The organism is Thiobacillus sp., assembly GCF_013693775.1.
GTDB lineage: Bacteria > Pseudomonadota > Gammaproteobacteria > Burkholderiales > Thiobacillaceae > Thiobacillus.
This window is the reverse complement of sequence record NZ_CP059257.1, coordinates 3,206,111-3,225,603: the sequence shown is the minus strand read 5'-3', so window position 1 is coordinate 3,225,603 and position 19,493 is coordinate 3,206,111. Positions and strand designations below refer to the sequence as shown.

17 protein-coding genes, 1 tRNA gene and 3 pseudogenes are annotated in these 19,493 nt (G+C 61.0%); 7 read left to right on the top strand and 14 right to left on the bottom strand.

Annotated features, from left to right (window positions below):
• Positions 1–272: 272 nt before the first annotated feature.
• Positions 273–1,025 carry a YceI family protein gene (locus tag HZY77_RS15975; RefSeq protein WP_296816914.1) on the bottom strand — a complete coding sequence of 251 codons (753 nt, stop codon included), beginning with the start codon at positions 1,023–1,025 and terminating at the stop codon, positions 273–275.
• Between the two features lie 10 nt (positions 1,026–1,035).
• Positions 1,036–1,755, bottom strand: coding sequence for an SRPBCC family protein (locus HZY77_RS15970; protein ID WP_296816911.1), 720 nt, complete (start codon positions 1,753–1,755; stop codon positions 1,036–1,038).
• 644 nt (positions 1,756–2,399) lie between these two features.
• On the opposite strand from HZY77_RS15970, the gene HZY77_RS15965 reads away from it, so the two are divergent.
• Entirely contained in the window at positions 2,400–3,548 is a 1,149-nt protein-coding gene (locus HZY77_RS15965) for a Fic family protein (RefSeq protein ID WP_296816909.1), read from the top strand.
• 68 nt (positions 3,549–3,616) lie between these two features.
• Here HZY77_RS15965 and HZY77_RS15960 read toward each other — a convergent pair.
• Positions 3,617–3,702, bottom strand: a tRNA-Leu gene (locus HZY77_RS15960).
• Between the two features lie 95 nt (positions 3,703–3,797).
• On the opposite strand from HZY77_RS15960, the pseudogene queA reads away from it, so the two are divergent.
• The 6 genes and pseudogenes from queA to HZY77_RS15930 all read left to right on the top strand — a co-directional run.
• A pseudogene (gene queA, locus HZY77_RS15955) lies at positions 3,798–4,811 on the top strand (tRNA preQ1(34) S-adenosylmethionine ribosyltransferase-isomerase QueA); the annotation flags it as partial.
• 9 nt (positions 4,812–4,820) lie between these two features.
• Positions 4,821–5,924, top strand: coding sequence for a tRNA guanosine(34) transglycosylase Tgt (gene tgt / locus HZY77_RS15950; protein WP_296820937.1), 1,104 nt, complete (start codon positions 4,821–4,823; stop codon positions 5,922–5,924).
• Between the two features lie 46 nt (positions 5,925–5,970).
• Entirely contained in the window at positions 5,971–6,288 is a 318-nt protein-coding gene (yajC, locus tag HZY77_RS15945) for a preprotein translocase subunit YajC (protein WP_296633031.1), read from the top strand.
• Positions 6,289–6,374: 86 nt separating this feature from the next.
• Complete coding sequence (secD, locus tag HZY77_RS15940) at positions 6,375–8,189, top strand: protein translocase subunit SecD (protein WP_296816906.1); 1,815 nt, start codon at positions 6,375–6,377, stop codon at positions 8,187–8,189.
• 10 nt (positions 8,190–8,199) lie between these two features.
• Positions 8,200–9,124: pseudogene (gene secF / locus HZY77_RS15935) on the top strand (protein translocase subunit SecF).
• Positions 9,125–9,234: 110 nt separating this feature from the next.
• On the top strand, positions 9,235–9,933 hold the full coding sequence (locus HZY77_RS15930) for a DedA family protein (protein WP_296816903.1): 699 nt from the start codon (positions 9,235–9,237) through the stop codon (positions 9,931–9,933).
• Here the strand turns inward: HZY77_RS15930 and HZY77_RS15925 are convergent.
• From HZY77_RS15925 to HZY77_RS15875, 11 genes and pseudogenes are all read right to left on the bottom strand, one after another.
• Positions 9,896–11,170: an HD-GYP domain-containing protein gene (locus HZY77_RS15925; RefSeq protein WP_296816902.1), complete on the bottom strand. Its 1,275-nt coding sequence runs from the start codon at positions 11,168–11,170 to the stop codon at positions 9,896–9,898. The two genes, HZY77_RS15930 and HZY77_RS15925, sit on opposite strands and share 38 nt — an antisense overlap.
• A gap of 72 nt (positions 11,171–11,242) precedes the next feature.
• The gene (gene pdxJ, locus HZY77_RS15920; RefSeq protein ID WP_296816899.1) at positions 11,243–11,971 is read right to left on the bottom strand and encodes a pyridoxine 5'-phosphate synthase; all 729 of its coding nucleotides are present in this window, start codon (positions 11,969–11,971) and stop codon (positions 11,243–11,245) included.
• Positions 11,968–12,743, bottom strand: a pseudogene (gene recO / locus HZY77_RS15915) (DNA repair protein RecO). Before recO ends, pdxJ begins: the two are co-directional and overlap by 4 nt.
• Complete coding sequence (era, locus tag HZY77_RS15910) at positions 12,740–13,624, bottom strand: GTPase Era (protein ID WP_296816897.1); 885 nt, start codon at positions 13,622–13,624, stop codon at positions 12,740–12,742. The pseudogene recO and the gene era overlap by 4 nt, the downstream one beginning before the upstream one ends.
• A gap of 13 nt (positions 13,625–13,637) precedes the next feature.
• The gene (gene rnc / locus HZY77_RS15905; protein ID WP_296820935.1) at positions 13,638–14,306 is read right to left on the bottom strand and encodes a ribonuclease III; all 669 of its coding nucleotides are present in this window, start codon (positions 14,304–14,306) and stop codon (positions 13,638–13,640) included.
• A gap of 5 nt (positions 14,307–14,311) precedes the next feature.
• Positions 14,312–14,632 carry a DUF4845 domain-containing protein gene (locus HZY77_RS15900; protein ID WP_296816895.1) on the bottom strand — a complete coding sequence of 107 codons (321 nt, stop codon included), beginning with the start codon at positions 14,630–14,632 and terminating at the stop codon, positions 14,312–14,314.
• 91 nt (positions 14,633–14,723) lie between these two features.
• Positions 14,724–15,533, bottom strand: a complete 810-nt coding sequence (gene lepB, locus HZY77_RS15895; protein WP_296816892.1) for a signal peptidase I — start codon at positions 15,531–15,533, stop codon at positions 14,724–14,726.
• Between the two features lie 16 nt (positions 15,534–15,549).
• A complete protein-coding gene (gene lepA / locus HZY77_RS15890) occupies positions 15,550–17,349 on the bottom strand; it encodes a translation elongation factor 4 (RefSeq protein ID WP_296634939.1) in 1,800 nt (599 codons plus the stop codon).
• A 64-nt stretch (positions 17,350–17,413) separates the two neighbouring features.
• A complete protein-coding gene (locus HZY77_RS15885) occupies positions 17,414–17,659 on the bottom strand; it encodes a glutaredoxin family protein (RefSeq protein ID WP_296816889.1) in 246 nt (81 codons plus the stop codon).
• Positions 17,652–19,049: a DegQ family serine endoprotease gene (locus HZY77_RS15880; RefSeq protein WP_296816886.1), complete on the bottom strand. Its 1,398-nt coding sequence runs from the start codon at positions 19,047–19,049 to the stop codon at positions 17,652–17,654. Before HZY77_RS15880 ends, HZY77_RS15885 begins: the two co-directional genes overlap by 8 nt.
• Positions 19,046–19,486, bottom strand: a complete 441-nt coding sequence (locus HZY77_RS15875; protein ID WP_296816882.1) for a SoxR reducing system RseC family protein — start codon at positions 19,484–19,486, stop codon at positions 19,046–19,048. The genes HZY77_RS15880 and HZY77_RS15875 overlap by 4 nt, the downstream gene beginning before the upstream one ends.
• Between the last annotated feature and the right edge of the window lie 7 nt (positions 19,487–19,493).

The window sequence follows — 19,493 nt, the reverse complement described above, 5'->3', positions numbered from 1 at the left end:
AGATATTTGAAGTAATTCGTCTCGTAAATTGCTTGCCGGATAGATGCAGTTCGCCAAGAGTAGCAACGGGTCGATAGTTTGAGTTCGTCGGCTCGGAAGCGAACGTTCGGCTGCTCTAATCCCCACGGTCAGCAGTCCGACACATTGCTGACGTCGAATCCGGTTAGCCCAAAAGTCAGTAATGGCCGATCACCAGTCACCCCACTGTCCCTGACTCGGCCAAACCTAACGCACAAGCTCGACTCAAAGGTCTTTACAGCGTTCTAGGCGATTCACGGTGGCCCTCGGTCGCCCAGCAATTTGAATTCGACCACGACCTCATCCTGCACGGCGAGAAACCCACCCAATACCGAGTAGGGTTGCACCCCAAAATCGGTTTGACGCAGTACGAATGATCCCGCGACCACGAGGTGCTCCGGCAAGCCTTCAACAGTAAGAGGAATCCACATCGCGCGCTGCTGGCCGTGCATCTCGATCTGCACCTTGGCGGCAAATTTGGGGGATTCCCCGGTGATCTGAAGCGAATGCACGCGGACAAAGGGGAATTTGTCGGCTTGCAGGTTGTTCACACCCAGCATGTGCTCACGCGCCCCTCTTATGGCCTCGGGNGACAGAATGGACGGGAAGGCGATGCCGAGGGCCGACCGGTACTTCGGGTTGTCGATCTCCAGTTGGTCGAGACGGAATGCCAGGTCAAATCGTCCGTTTGCCGCTCCGGTGGCCGACAGGTAAAAGAACCCGACGAACCGGGGTGCGGAAAGGACATGATTGTGTCCCGCTGCGGCAGCCCGGCCGCCACGGAACACATAGATTCGAACCGTCGACTGGCCCGGATCGAGGGTGAAGACTTTCCCACTCGCGCCATTCAACGCGGAATATTCGGCTTTCAATTCCGTTTGGCGGTCGCTCTGGGTGAGCGACGCTCCACTCGTTGGCGAAGTAGTGGGCGATATGACGGTGCAGCTCAGCAGCGTTATCGCGGCAGCTGTGCTGGAAAGCAAAGTCAGGATCTTCTTCAGATGCATGGCGCCTCCTTCAAGGTCCGGCGGTTCGTTGGCCCTTCGCTAAATTCCGCGTTTCCGATTTTGAATCGGCGAACCATAAATTGCCCCAAGCCGACTGGATACTGCCGAGCCTTACTTCACCAGGGGCGCGACCCTCCATTGGACGGTTGTCCGCCCGCCGATGCATCTCCGACACCATTCCCTCGAACTGACGCTTGATCTGGCGGCTGATCAAGAAATCGCCGATCAGCGGCGGCAGCCAGAAATCCGGTGTCATCCGGACCTGATAATCGACCCGGGTGTATGTTTCGTTGCCACGCACCCGCACGACACCGTGGATAGCCAGGTTGCCTGCCACCGAGTCGATGGTAATGGATCCATCGGGNGGATACATCACATCCAGGGTCGTGCGAGTGGGGTATTCGAGGAACAGGAGTCGTGCCACACCGTCGATCTCCACGCGTTTTCTCCCGGCTCCGGCACTGATCAGACGGGTGGCAAGAATGTCTGGAACGAAGCGGGGCATGTTCTCGTAATCGTTCAACACGTCCCAGACCACCTCATGCTTTATCGGCAGCACCAGCGCCACGCCTACCTGGAGAGCCTTGCCGTCGGCAACGCGTGCGATATTCACGGTGACCTCGTCGGCAATGTCCACCGCATGCGCCGCCACGCCCTCTCCGCTTCCAAGCCCCTGCGAGGTGATCAAAGCCGCTGCCAACGGCATCCAGCCTAAAATTCTCTTTGCCATGTCCGGGTCGTCCTCGTGTGGAAGTCGGCGGCGCTGCCTTGCAGCGAGAATCGCCCAAAGTGGCTAGGCCCTGGGCGTGAGCACGCATCGCGCCCTAAAGGCGCAACGATCAAGACGGATTGATCCCGTGCCATCACACGTGGATACGCTTGTCATGTGGGTAAACAGAAATGGGGCGGGATTTATTCCCGAAGCGGCGAAATTTTTTGGGGGCAGCAGCAGGCCGTACGATTTTCACGGCGACCCGCGATTGGGGTACTCGACCGTGTCCTGTGCTGTACGGAAGGCGAGGTATTGAAAGCGCCAATACGGAAAAGCCCTGGAGTCCAGGAACGCTACACAACCAAACCACGCGTATTTTATATTGGTGCCGGGAGGGGGACTCGAACCCCACAGTGTTACCACCGGCGGATTTTGAAGCTGGGCGGGAAGCTAATTAAAACAAGTCACTAGCAAAATGCCCTTCTACAAAGGGCATTTTTTCAGCCTGCGGAAAACCGCATCTTTACGTTGGCTCCTCACAAATTGTAGAAGTTGTCGGAACAAAGAATTTTCAAACTCCAAAGGGCTTTGAAAGAAATTGACCAATTTCTTTCAAAGCCTACAATGGTTTGAAAATATTCTGGGCTCTCGTCTCTAATCCAATGAATCGAAAAGACTTTGCTGACACGGCAAGCGGCCGAGTGGTAGATACCNCTCAGGGCTACCTGGCTTTTGTGCCGAACCCGTTGCCACCGCCTATCAACTTCGATATGCCGCTCGCCCTGGCGCTCTCAAAAGCCGACGCGGCACTCTCAGAACTATCAGGCCTTGGCGGCCAGTTACCGAACCCTCACCTGTTAATTTCGCCCTACATCAAGCGGGAGGCGGTTCTATCGTCCCGCATCGAAGGCACAAAGGCCAGCCTTTCTGACCTCCTGCTCGATGAGATTGAAGACGGCCAAGCAAGAGCGCCCAGCGACGACGTCAAGGAAGTTCGCAACTACGTCCGAGCGTTGGAGTTTGGCGTCCAGCGACTGGAAACACTACCGCTCTCGCTCAGACTCATCCGGGAAATTCACGCCGAGCTCATGGACGGCGTTCGGGGAGAAAAAGCGACCCCAGGCGAATTTCGGCGATCACAGAACTGGATTGGGCCAGCCGGGAGCACACCGATGACTGCGGCATTTGTCCCGCCGCCGGTTGAAGTGTTGATGGACTGCCTGGGGAACTGGGAAAATTTTCTGCATTCACAAGACGTGATACCCGACCTAATCCAGTGCGCGATGATGCACGTCCAGTTTGAAACCATCCACCCTTTTCTCGATGGGAATGGACGTGTCGGGCGTCTGCTGATTACCTTCTTCCTCATGCAGAGAGGGCGATTGTCAGAGCCCTTGCTTTACCTCTCCGCGTTCATCGACGCCCACAAGGGGGACTATTACGATCTGTTGCAGCGCGTACGTACACACGGCGACTGGGTACCTTGGATACGATTTNTTCTCCAAGGCGTGACAGAAATCGCCACCGAGGCCGGACAGCAGTCAAAGGAACTACACCGCCTGCGGGAGCAATACCGAAGCCAATTGCGAGACAAGCCGAATGCCCTTGGCCTGATCGACGAACTTTTCGTCAATCCGTACATGACCATAGGCCGCGGAGCCAAGGTGCTCAACAAGACCCATCCCACAGCGAAAGCCGCCATCAGCGTGCTGGAGGAAAAGAAGATCCTCAAGGAGGTCAGCGGGCGCCAGTGGGGGCGTTTTTACGTTTGCGCACCCGTCTTGGATGCGCTTGAGAAACCATTCCACTAGCAACAGATTCCTGCCAATGTCCCCGCTGCATCTACAGGCGCCAAGACGGAAATAATGGTAGAAGTCATTGGTGCCGGGAGGGGGACTCGAACCCCACACTGTTTCCAGCGGCGGATTTTGAATCCGCTGCGTCTACCGATTCCGCCATCCCGGCAAAGGGGCCGGGCGCGAACGCGTCCGGCGACAGAAGCCGCGCATTATCGCCGAATCGGGCAGCCTGCCGCAAGGCGACCGTTATAATCGCGCCCCATGCGTGTTGCCGATTTCGATTTCGATCTCCCTGCCGACCTGATTGCCCAGTTTCCGCCCGCGGTACGCGGCGGCAGCCGGCTGCTGCACGTCGAGACATCCGGCACGCTGCATGACCGCTGGTTCAGCGAGCTGCCAACGTTGCTGCGGCCGGACGACCTGCTGGTGATGAACGATACGCGCGTGATCAAGGCGCGGCTGTTCGGCCAGAAGGACTCCGGCGGCAAGGTCGAACTGCTGGTGGAACGGGTCGTGGGCGAATTCGAGGCGCTGGCCTTCATCCGCGCCAGCCACGCGCCGAAGCCGGGTTCGCACATCCAACTTTCCGAAGACACCGTCCTTGAGGTGCTGGCACGGCAGGACGACCTGACGCAGCTGCGCTTTCCGCGCCCGGTGCTGGAGGTACTGGACCAGTTCGGCCGGTTGCCGCTGCCGCCCTACATCGAACATACGCCGACAGCGGACGACGAGGCGCGCTATCAGACCGTGTACGCCGACGAGCCGGGTGCGGTGGCCGCGCCGACGGCCGGACTGCATTTCGACGACGCGATGCTGGATACGCTCAAGCAACAAGGCATCCGCACGGCGCGGGTGACGCTGCACGTGGGCGCCGGGACCTTCCAGCCGGTGCGCGTGGACGACGTCGCCGACCACAGGATGCACAGCGAGCGCTACACGATCCCGCAGGCCACGGTCGATGCGATCCGCGAGACGCACGCACGCGGCGGCCGCGTGGTGGCGGTGGGCACCACCAGCCTGCGCGCGCTGGAGGCGGCCGCGCAGTCCGGAAAATTGCACGCGGGCTCCGGCGAGACCGACATCTTCATCACGCCGGGCTATCGATTCAAGGTGGTCGACACGCTCATCACCAATTTCCATTTGCCCAAATCCACGCTGCTGATGCTGGTCTCGGCGTTTGCCGGCGTGGACACCATCCGCGCCGCCTACGCCCACGCCATTGCCGAGCGCTACCGCTTCTTCAGCTATGGCGACGCGATGTTTCTAGAGAAGTCCGCTCCCNGCATGAAATTTGACCTCCTCACCACCGACGGCGGCGCGCGCCGCGGCCAGCTCCAACTCGCGCACGGCACCGTGCAGACGCCCGTGTTCATGCCGGTGGGCACTTACGGCACGGTCAAGGCGATGTCGCCGTCTGAACTCACCGACATCGGTTTTCAGATGGTGTTGTCCAACACCTTCCACCTGTGGTTGCGGCCCGGACTGGACGTGATCGAACGCTTCGGCGGGCTGCACCGCTTCATGGGCTGGGACAGACCCATCCTCACCGATTCGGGCGGCTTCCAGGTGTTCAGCCTGGGCAAACTGCGCAAGATCACCGAGGACGGCGTGAAGTTCGCTTCGCCGATCAACGGCGACAAGCTGTTCCTGACGCCGGAAATCTCGATGCAGATCCAGCGCACGCTGAATTCCGACATCGTGATGATCTTCGACGAATGTACGCCCTACCCGGCCACCGAACGCGAAGCCGCCGATTCGATGCGGCTCTCGCTGCGCTGGGCGGCACGTTCGAAGACGGCGCACGCCGGCAACCCCAACGCGCTCTATGGCATCGTCCAGGGCGGCATGTACGAGAGCCTGCGCGACGAATCGGCGCGCGAACTCATTGATATGGATTTCGACGGCTACGCCATTGGTGGGCTGTCGGTGGGCGAACCCAAGGACGACATGACACGCATCCTCGCCCACACCGCACCGCAGCTTCCAGCCGACAAGCCGCGTTATCTGATGGGCGTCGGCACGCCGTCCGATCTGGTTGCCGCAGTGGCGCAGGGCATCGACCAGTTCGACTGCGTGCTGCCGACGCGCAATGCGCGCCACGGCATCCTGTTCACCCGGCGCGGCGAGATGCGCATCCGCAACGCGCGCTGGAAGACCGACACTGCGCCGATCGATGACGAATGCGACTGTCATACCTGCCGCCACTTCAGCCGCGCCTATGTGCACCATCTGATCCGTGCCGGCGAAATCCTCGGCGCGCGTCTGGCGACGATCCACAATCTGCATTACTACCACCGGCTGATGGCCGGGATGCGCGCCGCGATCGAGGCCAAGCGCTTTGCCGACTTCACGGCACGGTTTCATGAGATGCAAACGCGTGGATGGTAGAATCCCATGGTTTTAACTGAACTGCCTTGATTCGGAGCTTTTACCCATGATTTCACTCGCCCACGCACAAGCCGCCGCCGCAGCCAACCCGGGGTTTGAGCAGTTCCTCCCGCTCATCATCATCTTCATCCTGTTCTGGTTCATGTTGATCCGTCCGCAGATGAAGCGCGCCAAGGAGCAGAAGAAAATGCTGACGGAACTGGCCAAGGGCGACGAAGTCGTCACCGCCAGCGGCCAGGTCGGCAAGATCGTCAAACTCGGCGATCAATATGTATCCCTGGAAATCGCCGACGGTGTCGTCACTCACGTACAGAAGCAATCGGTGCAGACGCTGCTGCCCAAGGGCACGATCAAGGGTCTGTGAAGCGAAAGGGGTGAGGCGTCAGGCATCTTGTGCCCACCGTCGCTCCCCACCTCACCCCCTCCCCTAACGCCTAACCCGTAAGCAAAATGAACCGCTTCCCGCTCTGGAAATATGTACTCATCGGCATTACGCTGGTGATCGCCTTCCTCTATACCCTGCCCAATTTCTTCGGCGAAGTACCCGCGGTGCAGATTTCCCCCGTCCGCACGACCGAAAAGGTCGACACGGCATTGCTGGGCCAGGTGGAATCCTCGCTGAAGGCCGCCAATCTGGGCTATCAGGGAGTGGAACTGGCGGGAAACAGCATCAAGGTCCGCCTGGCCAGTACCGACCAGCAGATCAAGGCCAAGGACGTGCTGCAGAACAGCCTGGGGGAACGCTATACCGTCGCGCTCAACCTGGTATCGGCTTCGCCTGCATGGCTGTCGACGATACACGCGCTGCCGATGTATCTGGGCCTGGATTTGCGCGGCGGCGTGCATTTCCTGCTCGAGGTCGACATGAAAGCCGCGCTGGAAAAAGCGGCCATCCGCTACCAGAACGATTTCCGCACCGAGCTGCGCGGTGACAAGATCCGCTACGGTCGCATCAGCCGCGAAGGCAACGCCGTGACCGTACACTTTGCCACCCGTGACCAGCGCGATGCGGCCATCAGCAAGCTGGGAACCACATTCACCGACCTCGCCTTCACCACCGATGACCAGGCCGAGGGCTTCACCCTGACCGCGCGCCTGAAACCGCAGGCCGAAACCCAGGTGCAGGAATTTGCCCTGCAGCAGAACATCACCACGCTCAGAAACCGCGTCAACGAACTCGGCGTGGCCGAGCCCGTCATCCAGCAGCAGGGCGCCAGCCGCGTCGTGGTACAGCTTCCAGGCGTGCAGGACACCGCCAAGGCCAAAGACATTCTGGGCCGCACGGCCACGCTGGAAATCCGCATGGTCGACGAACAGGCCGACCCGACCGCCATCCAGCAGGGGCAAACCCCGTTTGGCGACGACATCGTATCCAGCCGCGACGGCGGGAAAATCGCCGTGAAGAAGGACGTGGTGCTGACCGGCGACTCGATCACCGATGCTTCGCCCGGCTTTGAAAGCACCAGCGGCCAGGCGGCCGTCCACATCAACCTGGATGGCAAGGGCGCACGCATCTTCAAGGATGTGACGCGCGAAAACGTCGGCAAGCGCATGGCCATCCTGCTGATCGAGAAAGGTGTGGCCGAGGCCATCACGTCGCCGGTCATTCGCGAGGAAATCGGCGGCGGGCGCGTGCAGATCACCGGCATGGAATCCGCCCAGGAAGCCTCCGACGTCGCCCTGCTGCTGCGCGCCGGCGCGCTGGCCGCACCGATGCAGATCGTGGAGGAACGCACCGTCGGCCCGAGCATGGGCGCGGAAAACATCAGCAAGGGCTTCCACTCCAACCTGTGGGGCTTCCTCGCCGTCACGGTGTTCATGGTGGTCTACTACCGCATCTTCGGGTTGTTCTCCTCGATCGCGCTCGCGGTCAACGGCTTTTTCCTGGTCGCCCTGCTGTCGATGTTGCAAGCCACACTGACCCTGCCCGGCCTGGCCGGTATCGCGCTTACGCTCGGCATGGCGATCGACGCCAACGTACTGATCAACGAGCGCATCCGCGAGGAACTGCGCAACGGCGCCACGCCACAGGCTGCGATCCACGCCGGCTACGACCGCGCCTGGGGCACCATTCTCGACTCCAACCTCACCACACTGATCGCCGGCGTCGCCCTGTTCTGGCTGGGTTCCGGCCCGGTGCGCGGCTTTGCGGTCGTCCTGTGTCTGGGCATCCTGACCTCCATGTTCAGCGCCGTCACCGTGTCGCGCGCCATGGTCAATCTCACCTATGGCCGCCAGGCGCGGCTGGCCAAGGTCTCCATCTAAGGGCAACGCCATGCTGGAATTTTTCCCCTTCAAGAAGAACATCCCCTTCATGAGCTGGGGAAGGTGACGACGGCGATTTCGCTTCTCACCTTTCTCTTTGCGATCTGGGCGCTGTGGGACAAGGGCCTGAATCTGGGCGTGGACTTCACGGGCGGCACCGTCATGGAAGTGCGTACCAGCCAGCCCGCTGATTTGCCGGCCATCCGGACGGTACTGGAAAAACCGGCCTGATCGAAGTATCGGTGCAGACTTTCGGAACCAGCCATGACGTCCTGATCCGCCTGCCCAACAAAGGTGACAGCAATGCCGCGGAAACCAGCAACCGCGTGATGGCCGCACTGACGGCCACCAATCCCGGGCTCGAATTGAAGCGCGTCGACTTCGTCGGCCCGCAGGTTGGCAAGGAACTCTACGACAACGGCGCCCTGGCGCTGCTGGTGGTCGCCTTCGGCATCATGGCCTATCTGGCGATCCGCTTCGAATGGCGCTTTGCGGTGGCGGGGATGCTCGCCAACATGCACGACATCGTCATCATCCTCGGCGTGTTCGCGTTCTTCCAGTGGGAATTCACCCTCACCGTGCTGGCCGGCGTGCTGGCGATCCTGGGCTACTCGGTCAACGAGTCGGTGGTGGTGTTCGACCGGATCCGCGAGAACATCCGCAAGATGCGCGGCGCGACCATCCCGGAGATCATCGACGACGCCATCACCCGCACCATGAGCCGCACCATCATTACCCATGGCTCGACCCAGATCATGGTGCTGTCGATGCTGTTCTTCGGTGGCGAGGCGCTGCACAACTTCGCGCTGGCGCTCACCATCGGCATCATGTTCGGCATCTATTCCTCGGTGCTGGTCGCCTCGCCGCTGCTGCTGATGTTCGGCGTCAAGCGCGAGCACTTCATCAAGCCGGTGGAAAGAAGGAAGAAGCGGTAGTGTGAGCAGTGAGCGGGGAGCTGTGAGACGTAAACCGCTCCCCGCTTCCCGCTTCCCGCTTCCCGCTTCCCGCTTCCCGCTTCCCGCTTCCCGCTTCCCGCTCACCAGACATGCTCAACGAAATCATTCAGACCATCGTCAACACCGTCGGTGCCTGGGGCTATCCCGGCATCTTCCTCATGATGGCGCTGGAATCGAGTTTCTTCCCGTTCCCCAGCGAAGTGGTGATGATTCCTGCCGGCTACCTCGCCTACAAAGGCGAGATGAACCTCGCGCTGGCCATCCTGACCGGCATTGCCGGGAGTCTTACTGGCGCGCTATTCAATTACTGGCTCGCGTTGAAACTGGGACGGCCCTTTCTGCAGCGCTACGGAAAATACGTACTGATCAAGGAACACACCTTGCAGCGGATGGAAGATTTCTTCGCCCGGCATGGCCATATTTCCACCTTCACCGGCCGCCTGATCCCCGCAGTGCGTCAGTACATCTCGTTGCCGGCGGGGCTGGCGCGCATGAATCTCGCCGTGTTCAGTTTCTACACCAGCCTCGGTGCCGGAATCTGGGTCACCATCCTGGCCGTACTGGGGTATACCCTGGGACACAACGAACAGGCGATCCGCGGCAATCTCCATATCATCACCCTCATCCTGCTGGGTGCCGTCGCGGTCATCGTGCTGCTGTACATGCGCCTCAAGCTGAAGAAAAACTGCTGCGCTGAGGAATATCCGTTGTCTGAAAGGCAACGCGAGGCAGACCCGAAGAGCGGGCACCTTAAACCGGCCGATTGTTCGACAGGCTGTTTTCGGTGAAATAGCTGATGCGGGTGCGTGGGTCGAGGTAGGCGATCACCGCCATATCCAGTTCCGCAGGCCGCAGGGTTTTGACCACGGAAAGTTCGGGCGCTTCGCGCATGTCCAGCCACAAGGCTTCTTCCTTGGGCACATCGGGATCGTAGATCAATAACGAAGGATGCAAGAGCCGGCCCGGGTTGACGCTCATGATCAGGCCGATCTGACCGTTGTTCAACTGCACGACGCTACCGGGCGGATAGATCCCCATGCAGCGAACGAACAGCTGCAGCAAGACCGGATCGTATTTACCCGGTTCCTTCTTGAACATGAAGGCAATGGCTTCGGCAGGCGTCATGGACTCCGTCGGATTGATGCGGTTGCAGTAATGGTCGAAGGCATTGGCAATGCAGGCAATGCGGGCCAACCGTCCGATCTGCTCGCCTGCGAGCCTGCCCGGATAGCCGCTGCCGTCGAGCAGTTCATGATGCATGGCGATGACGTCCAGCGCAGCGGCAGGCATGCCCGGCAGACGTTGCGCCATGCCGACGCCATACGCCACGTGCTGCTGGTAGAAACTGAGTTCGGCTTTCGTCCAGGGGGCTTTATTCAGGAGAATCTGGCTGGGGATTTTNTCCCTGCCGATATCGTGCAGCAGCGTACCGAGTCCCAGCGCGCGCATTTCTTCGGCGCCCAGTTGCGCTTCCTTGGCCAGCACCAGCGACAGCATCGTGACATTGAGGGCATGGTAGTACGCGTTTTCGTCCCCCGCCTTGGTATTCACCAGATGCAGCGCAACGTCCTTGTCTGCCAGCATCGAGTCCACCATATCCGACACCAGCGCCTGCGCCTGCTGCACCGATTCATCCGGGCGGGAAAANAGGTTGCGCAACAACGACTTGACGGTTGAAGCTCCGGCAGCAAATTGCCGTTCGCAGCGCCCCAGTGCCTCGCGCTGGCGCGAAAGCTGTTCCCGCCGTTTCCGTTTTTCTGCCCACATCGCCTCCATTTCCGGATCGGGCGGCGAGGGAGGCGGTGGGGCGCGCTCGCCTTGGGCGGCGGCAGGGGATCGAATCACTNNCTTGCTACGGTCGTAGAGCACATGCGAAATCCCGAGGGAACGCAACTGCTGCACTTGTTTTTCGCTGCGAATCTTGAAGCTGCTGAAAAGAAAGGGATGATCCGTCCAGGAGTCCAGCCGGATGTATAGCCCCACTCTTACCTGTTCGATGCCTATGCGTTGTTCCAGTTCGCTCATCAATCAAACGATCCTGTAGCCTGTTCGCCCGTCACCCTCTGTGCCCACGATCATGCGGGGCCGACGAAACCATCAGCCTGCGGCCTCCACCATCAATCGCTTCATCTCGGCCACCGCTTCCTTCCAACCGACGAACAGCGCCTGCGCCACGATCGCGTGGCCGATGTTGAGTTCGTGGATGCCGGGCAGTGCGGCAACAGGCTGGACATTATGGTAGGTGAGGCCATGGCCGGCGTTCACCGTCAGCCCGATGCTGCGGCCATAGGCAACGGCCATGCGAATGCGCTCGAATTCGGCGATGCGCGCTTCGTCCGTCTCCGCGTCGGCATAATGCCCGGTATGAATTTCGACCACCGGCGCGCCGGCCGCATGGGCCGCGTCAAGCTGGGCGAAATCGGCGTCGATGAACAGCGAGACACGGATACCCGCATTGGCGAGCCGTGCGCAGGCGGCCTTCAGCCTGGGCAGCTGCCCGGCGACGTCAAGTCCGCCTTCGGTCGTGAGTTCCTCGCGCTTTTCCGGCACCAGGCAGACGTCCTGCGGCCGGGTAGCGACAGCGATCGCGAGCATCTCCTCGGTCACCGCCATCTCCAGATTCATCTTGGTTTTCAGCACCTGGCGCAGGATCGCCACGTCGGCATCCTGGATGTGGCGGCGGTCTTCGCGCAAGTGCAAGGTGATCGAATCGGCGCCGGCGGTTTCCGCGGCAAGCGCCGCCTCGACCGGGCTGGGATAGCGGGTCTTGCGCGCCTGGCGCAAGGTGGCGATATGGTCGATGTTGACGCCGAGAAAGATGCTCATTGTGTGAGTTCGGTGAGGTCGCGTAACAGCTGGCGAGTATAAAGCGGCTTGGCGCCCAGCGTGTGATTGATCAGGGTGCGCATCAGTGTCTTGGCTTCGACCAGCGTCGTCGGCCGTTCGAAGCGGTCGCCGGCCAGGTCGATCAGCGTCTGGCCGGACACCGGACAGCCCGGCGGCCCCGCTTCCGGGCCATCCAGGGTGCGCAGTGCGCCACGCTCTGGCTGGAACACATAACGGGCCTGTGCCTGGATTGTCGCGCCGCTGTCCGCCTCGATATCGAAGGTGGCGCCATAGCCGATCTCACCCAGCAGATTTTTCTCGAAGCGCCGCAGGATCCGCTCAAAGTAAGCGGTACGTTCCTGGTCGGAAGAGCAGTCATGCTCGCCGGCCAGCTGCTCAAGGGTCGCGAGGTAACGGTCATACAACGTCTCGTGCGCATCGCCGCGCGCCAACAGGCGCAGCAGCAACTCATTGAGATAAAACCCGCACATCAGCGCCCGGCCCTCGGGGCCTTCAAACCGCCCTGCCATTCAGCGGCGTGCAGGGTTTTCAGTTCGGACTTGCCGAACCACGACAGCAGAAGCGGGGTGAACGGCTGCATCAGTCCGCGCAGGGTCGACGTCGGGCGCCGCGCGCCGCGCGCAATCAGTGCCACGCGCCCATGGTCGCGCGTGAACACTTCCGCCACCACGCTGGTTTCCTTGAAAGGATACGTGTGGAGGACGAAACCGGGTTCGTTGTTGACGCGCGTCTGCGGACATCGCCCACTCAATCCAGTCCGAGCGATTTCAGCATCCGCACATCGTCGGCCCAGCCGCCCTTGACCTTGACCCAGACCTCCAGATATACCTTGCCGTCGAAAGCACGCTCCATGTCGAGGCGCGCCTGGGTGGAGATGGTCTTGAGCTTTTCGCCGCCCTTACCGATGACGATGGCCTTGTGGCTGTCGCGGTCGACCAGGATGGTGGCGAAAATGCGGCGCAGATTGCCCTCCTCCTCGAATTTGTCGATGGTCACCGCCACGGCATAGGGAATTTCCTCNCCGCACAGGCGGAACACTTTCTCGCGAATCAGCTCGGCGGCGAGCTGGCGCTCGGTCTGGTCGGTGACGTCATCCTCGTCGAACAGCGGCGGGTTCTCCGGCAGATGGGATTGCAGGGTCTTCAGCAGTTCGTCCAGATTGCTGCCCTGCTTGGCCGACACCGGCACGATCTCGGTGAATGCATGCGCGGCGGCTGCTTCCTGCAGAGACGCCATCAGCTCGGCCCGATCCTTGACGTGATCGATCTTGTTCACGACCAGGATCAGCGGGCGATCCTTGGGTAGCAGGTCCATCACCTGGCGATCCTCTTTCCTCAGCCGTCCCGCCTCCACCAGCATCATCACCACGTCGGTGTCCGACAGCGTTTCGCGCACCCGCTTGTTCATCGCGCGGTTCATGGTGCTGGCATGGCGGGTCTGGAACCCCGGCGTGTCGACGAACACGAATTGTGCTTCATCGGTAGTGTGGATACCCATCACGCGGTGGCGCGTAGTCTGCGCCTTGCGTGAAGTGATGCTGATTTTCTGACCGACGATACGGTTGAGCAGCGTCGACTTGCCGACGTTGGGACGCCCGACAATGGCGATGAGACCGCACTTGAATTCACTCATGTCTGCAGCCTTTTCATTTCTGTAATGCGGCACACGCCAGGCGTGCAGCCTCCTGTTCGGCAGCGCGTCGGCTCTTGCCGATACCACGCGTGCTGAGCACGGGCTTGGCCAGCACGCACTCGACAATGAAACTCTGGTCATGCGCTTCGCCCTGGGTACCGACCAGGCGATAATCCGGTAGCGGAAGCCGTCGTGACTGCAGCATTTCCTGCAGTTCGGTCTTGGGATCCTTGCCCGAGGCCCGCGGATCGATTTTTGCCACCAACGGATCGAACAATCCACGCACCACGCATTGTGCGGCCTCGAACCCGGCATCGAGAAAAATGGCGCCGAACAGCGATTCCAGCGCATCGGCCAGGATCGAGGGGCGGCGAAAACCGCCGCTTTTGAGTTCACCTTCGCCCAGGCGCAGGCTTTCGCCCAGTTTCAGGGTGACGGCAATGTCGGCCAGCGTTTCCTGCCGAACCAGGTTGGCGCGCAGGCGCGACAGACTACCTTCCGGCAACTCGGGAAACGCATCGTACAAGGCGCGGGCGACCGAGCAGTTCAATACCGAGTCGCCGAGGAATTCGAGCCGTTCGTTGTTGACTGCACCGTAGCTGCGGTGCGTCAGCGCCTGAGTCAGAAGATCGGAGCGGACAAANGTGTAGCCCAGCGCCTGTTGCAGGCGCTGGTTCAACAGNGGTGTTATTCAACCTCGACCGGGGCCGCGTTGGGGTCGGAACTCGCACTGAAGTCGACCACCAGGCTGACATTGCCGATAAGCTTGGTACGGAAGGTGTAGTCGGTGGAAATGACCGGAACGGCGCCGTGACGATCGATGGCGATGTCCTCGGGCTTGACCACGGTCACATAACCGACGCTGGCACGCCGCTCAAAATCACTGCGGATATCGGCATTGCTCTTGGATTTGAGGTCGGATTCCTGCCCCATCGTGGCGAGAATCTTCTTCACCGAGAAATACTCGATATAAGCCGGCACCAGTTTCATCGCCAGTATGGCCAGCATGACCAGCACGACGNGCGACGAACAGGAAGCCGAACATGGTCAGTCCGCGTTGTTTGGATTTCATGGCGCGCGTGCGATACATGCTGTCTCCTTATCGAATGGTGGTGCCGATGCGGCCGAATTCGTCGAAGTTCATCCAGATGAAAAAGGCCTTGCCGACGATGTTCCTGTCCGGGACGAACCCCCAGTAGCGGCTGTCGTTGCTGGCATCGCGATTGTCGCCCATCATGAAATACTGTCCCTGCGGCACCTTGCAGACGAAACCTTCGCCCTCGGCATTGTAGGAGCAGTTCTCGCGGTAAGGGAAGTCCACCACCTGGGTCGGATAGACCGAGGGTTTGTCCGGCTCCGTCATCATGGTGTGGTCGATGCCGTTGAGGCGCTCCTTGTACACCATCGCGGTAATGTAATTCAGGCCATTACCCACGTAGCTGTAGGTGCCCGTGTTGGTTGATGGCACGGGCTTGCCGTTGATGGTGAGCTTCTTATCGCGATATTCGACCACGTCGCCCGGGACGCCGATCACCCGTTTGATGTAATCGAGACTGGGGTCGCCCGGATAGCGGAATACCATCACGTCCCCNCGCTTGGGATTGTTCAGTTCGACCACCTTCGTATTGATGACCGGCAGGCGGATGCCGTAGGTGAATTTGTTGACCAGGATGAAATCGCCGACCAGGAGCGTGGGCATCATCGAACCGGATGGAATCTTGAACGGCTCGACCAGGAAGGAGCGCAGCGCGAACACGACAAGGATCACAGGGAAGAAGCTCTTGGCGTACTCGACCAGCATCGGCTCCTTGGCGTCCCTGTCGCGGCCACGCTTGAGGAACAGCACGTCGAGCAGCCAGATGGCGCCGGTGACCACCAAGGCGACGAAGAGTATGAGGGCGAAGTTCATGTCGGGGATCCGTTTCTTATTTATCGGAGACCTGGAGGATGGCGAGGAAGGCTTCCTGCGGGATTTCCACGTTGCCGACCTGCTTCATGCGGCGTTTGCCGGCCTTCTGCTTTTCCAGGAGCTTCTTCTTGCGCGTGATGTCGCCGCCGTAACACTTGGCGAGCACGTTCTTGCGCATGGCTTTCACGTTCTCACGCGCAATGATATTGGCGCCGATCGCCGCCTGCACGGCGACGTCGAACATCTGGCGCGGGATCAGTTCGCGCATCTTGGCGGCAAGCTCGCGCCCGCGGTACACGCTGGTGGCACGGTGCACGATGAGGGACAGCGCATCGACTTTCTCGTTGTTGACCAGGATGTCGAGCTTGACCAGATCGCCGGCGCGGAATTCCTTGAACTCGTAGTCGAGCGAAGCATAGCCGCGGCTGGTCGATTTCAGCTTGTCGAAGAAATCCATCACCACTTCGTTCATGGGCAGGTCGTAGCGCAGCATGACCTGCTTGCCGTGGTACTGCATGTCGAGCTGCATGCCGCGCTTCTGGTTGCACAGGGTGATGACGTTGCCGACGAATTCCTCCGGCACGAAGATCGTCGCGGTGATGATGGGTTCGCGGATTTCCTCGATCTTGGACGGTTCGGGCAGCTTGGACGGGTTCTCGACGTTGATCGTGGTGCCATCCTTCAGCACCACTTCATACACCACCGTCGGCGCGGTGGTGATGAGATCCATGTCGTACTCACGCTCGAGCCGTTCCTGCACGATATCCATGTGCAACAGGCCGAGGAAGCCACAGCGGAAGCCGAATCCCAGCGCCTGCGACACCTCGGGCTCGAACTGCAGCGCGGCATCGTTCAGTTGCAGCTTGGTCAATGCGTCGCGCAGCGCCTCGAAGTCGTGGGATTCAACCGGATACAAGCCGGCGAACACCTGCGACTGCACTTTCTTGAAACCCGGCAGTGGTTCGCTGGCGGGCCGATCGATCAGCGTGATGGTGTCGCCCACCTGCGCCGACTTGAGTTCCTTGATGCCGGCGATCACGAAACCGACTTCACCCGCCGAAAGCTGGGGCTTGTCGACCGACTTGGGCGTGAACACGCCGACGTGTTCGGTCAGATGTTGCGCACCGCTCGCCATGAAGCGGATCTTGTCCTTCGGGCGTAGCACGCCGTCGACCACGCGCACCAGCATCACCACGCCGACGTAGTTGTCGAACCACGAATCGATGATCAGCGCCTTCAGCGGCGCAGACTCGTCTCCGCGCGGCGGTGGCACCTGCTTCACCACCACCTCGAGGATTTCGGAAATGCCGATGCCGGTCTTGGCCGAGGCACGCACAGCGTCGGTGGCGTCGAGGCCGACGATATCCTCGATCTCTTCCGCCACCCGGTCGGGATCGGCGGCCGGCAGGTCGATCTTGTTCAGCACCGGGATCACCTCGACGCCAAGGTCGATCGCGGTGTAGCAGTTGGCCACGGTCTGCGCCTCGACGCCCTGCGAGGCGTCTACCACCAGCAATGCGCCCTCGCAGGCGGACAGCGAGCGGCTGACTTCGTAGGAAAAATCGACGTGGCCCGGGGTGTCGATCAGGTTCAGGCGGTAAACCTGGCCATCCTGCGCCTTGTAGGTCAGCGCAGCCGTCTGCGCCTTGATGGTAATGCCGCGTTCCTTTTCCAGATCCATGGAATCGAGCACCTGCGCCTCCATCTCGCGCTCGGACAGGCCGCCGCAAAACTGGATCAGGCGGTCCGCCAGCGTGGACTTGCCGTGGTCGATATGAGCAATGATGGAAAAATTGCGGATCAGATTCTGGGACACAACAAAACGGGCACGCTTCCGTGCCCGATCAGGGATTCGATAAGACCCCGGATTTTAACGGATTTCAAGGGTTGAAGCGCAGCCATTCCTGAAACGCGGGCAGATTGAGCTGATGGCGGCAAATCTCGGTGTCGCCGTCAAACAACAGCGGAACCTCCCAGCCGTATTCGGCCTTGAGTGCCGGATCGGCATCCACATCCACAGGGGCCAGGGCATGCCCCGTCCCTGCAAGCAGGGCGCGGACCTCGGCTGCCAGTTCGTCGCAGAGCGGACAGCCTTTCCGCGTATAGAGCGTGAGCGTTTTACCCACCTGAAATTTTCAATGGGATGTAGAGCGAGCCGTCGCCGCGACGCACCAGGATCGCCGCGCTCTTGCCGGCGGGAATCGCGGCGATGGCCTTGCGATAAACCGCCACGCTGGTGATCTTGGTATTGTTGACCGCCAGGATGACGTCGCCCGTCTGGATGCCGGCACGTGCCGCATCGCCCGTTGCATCCGCGACCAGCACGCCATAATCGAGGTCGAGCGCCCGCCGCTGGTCCGCCCCCAGTTCAGTCAGGGCCAGCCCGCCGCGCAAAATAGCCTTGCCGTCATTGCTCGCCTGCTGGCTCTCAGTGGGCAATTCGCCCAGCACCACATTCAATTGCTGGACTTTCCCCTTACGCCAGACTTGCAGCGGTATCCTGGTGCCCGGCTTGGCCATGCCGACGATGCGCGGCAGGTCGCTGGAGTTTTCCACGGCTTTGCCATTGAACTCCAGAATGACGTCGGCCGCCTGCAGTCCCGCTTTCTGCGCCGGACTGTCTTCCTGAACCTGCGACACCAGCGCCCCACGCGGACGATCCAGGCCGAAGGAGTCGGCCAGATCGGCGGTCACTTCCTGGATCACCACGCCCAGCCAGCCGCGCGACACCTTGCCGCCGCTCTCGAGCTGCTTCGCCGCCTCCATCGCCACATCGATCGGGATCGCGAACGATACGCCCTGATAGCCGCCGCTGCGGCTGTAAATCTGCGAATTGATGCCGACCACTTCCCCTTTCATATTGAACAGGGGCCCGCCTGAATTACCGGGGTTGATCGGCACATCGGTCTGGATGAACGGGACGTAGGTCTCAGACGGCAGCGAGCGCCCCTTGGCGGAAACGATGCCTGCGGTGACCGAGTTCTCGAAACCGAAGGGCGAACCGATGGCAGCAACCGCCTCGCCCACCCGCAGTTTGGTGGGATCGCCCAGTTTGACGACCGGCAGATTGTTGGCGGTGATCTTGATGACGGCCACATCGGTACGCGCGTCCGCCCCCACCACCTTGGCCGTGAAAGTTCGTTTGTCGATGAGCTTGACCACCACTTCATCCGCGCCTTTGACCACATGCGCATTGGTCAGGATGTAGCCATCGTTGCTGACGATGAAACCCGAGCCTTCGCCGCGCGCCGGAATTTCCTGCATGGGGCCGGGGCCTTGTCCGCCTCCTGCCCTCCGGGCATGCCGGGCATGCCCGGGNAAGAAGCGGCGGAAGAATTCCTGCATGCCTTCGTCGTCAAACTCCTGGCCACGCTTCACCATCTTGGTGGTGCTGATATTGACCACGGCCGGCCCCTCTTTCTCGACCAGATCGGCCACATCCATCACGTCCTTCGCCAATGCAGGTACCGACACGGCAAACACCAGCGCGATTGCCGCCAAAGCATTTTTCATCATGACTGTCCTTTCATTACTTGAAACGGAATTCGGATTTCGCGTCTGAGCACCACCGGACGGGCCGTCCGGCCACAACGCGCCAGTAGCCAGCCCACCGCCCCGCCGATCAGCATGCCGGCAAGCGCCGCACCGTCGCCGGGCTGGATGGCCTGCGCCAGCAGCGCGCCCGCCAGCATCAGCCCCAACGGCAGGCCATAGGCGCGCATTGCGCTCTTGAGTACGCTGCCATGGGCAATCCCGATCACCACGCGGTCTCCGGGTGCAAGGGCCAGATCGCAATCAACCAGGAAATTCCGGGGCTTGCGTTGGAACAACTCGGCGATGCGGCGCGACGAACATCCCTGTCCGCCGCAGGTACCGCACCCCGACGGCTCGACGGCCTGCACCCAGACGCCGTCGGATGCGGTGTGGATGACTTCGGCGGTTTGCTCCAGCATGACCGGC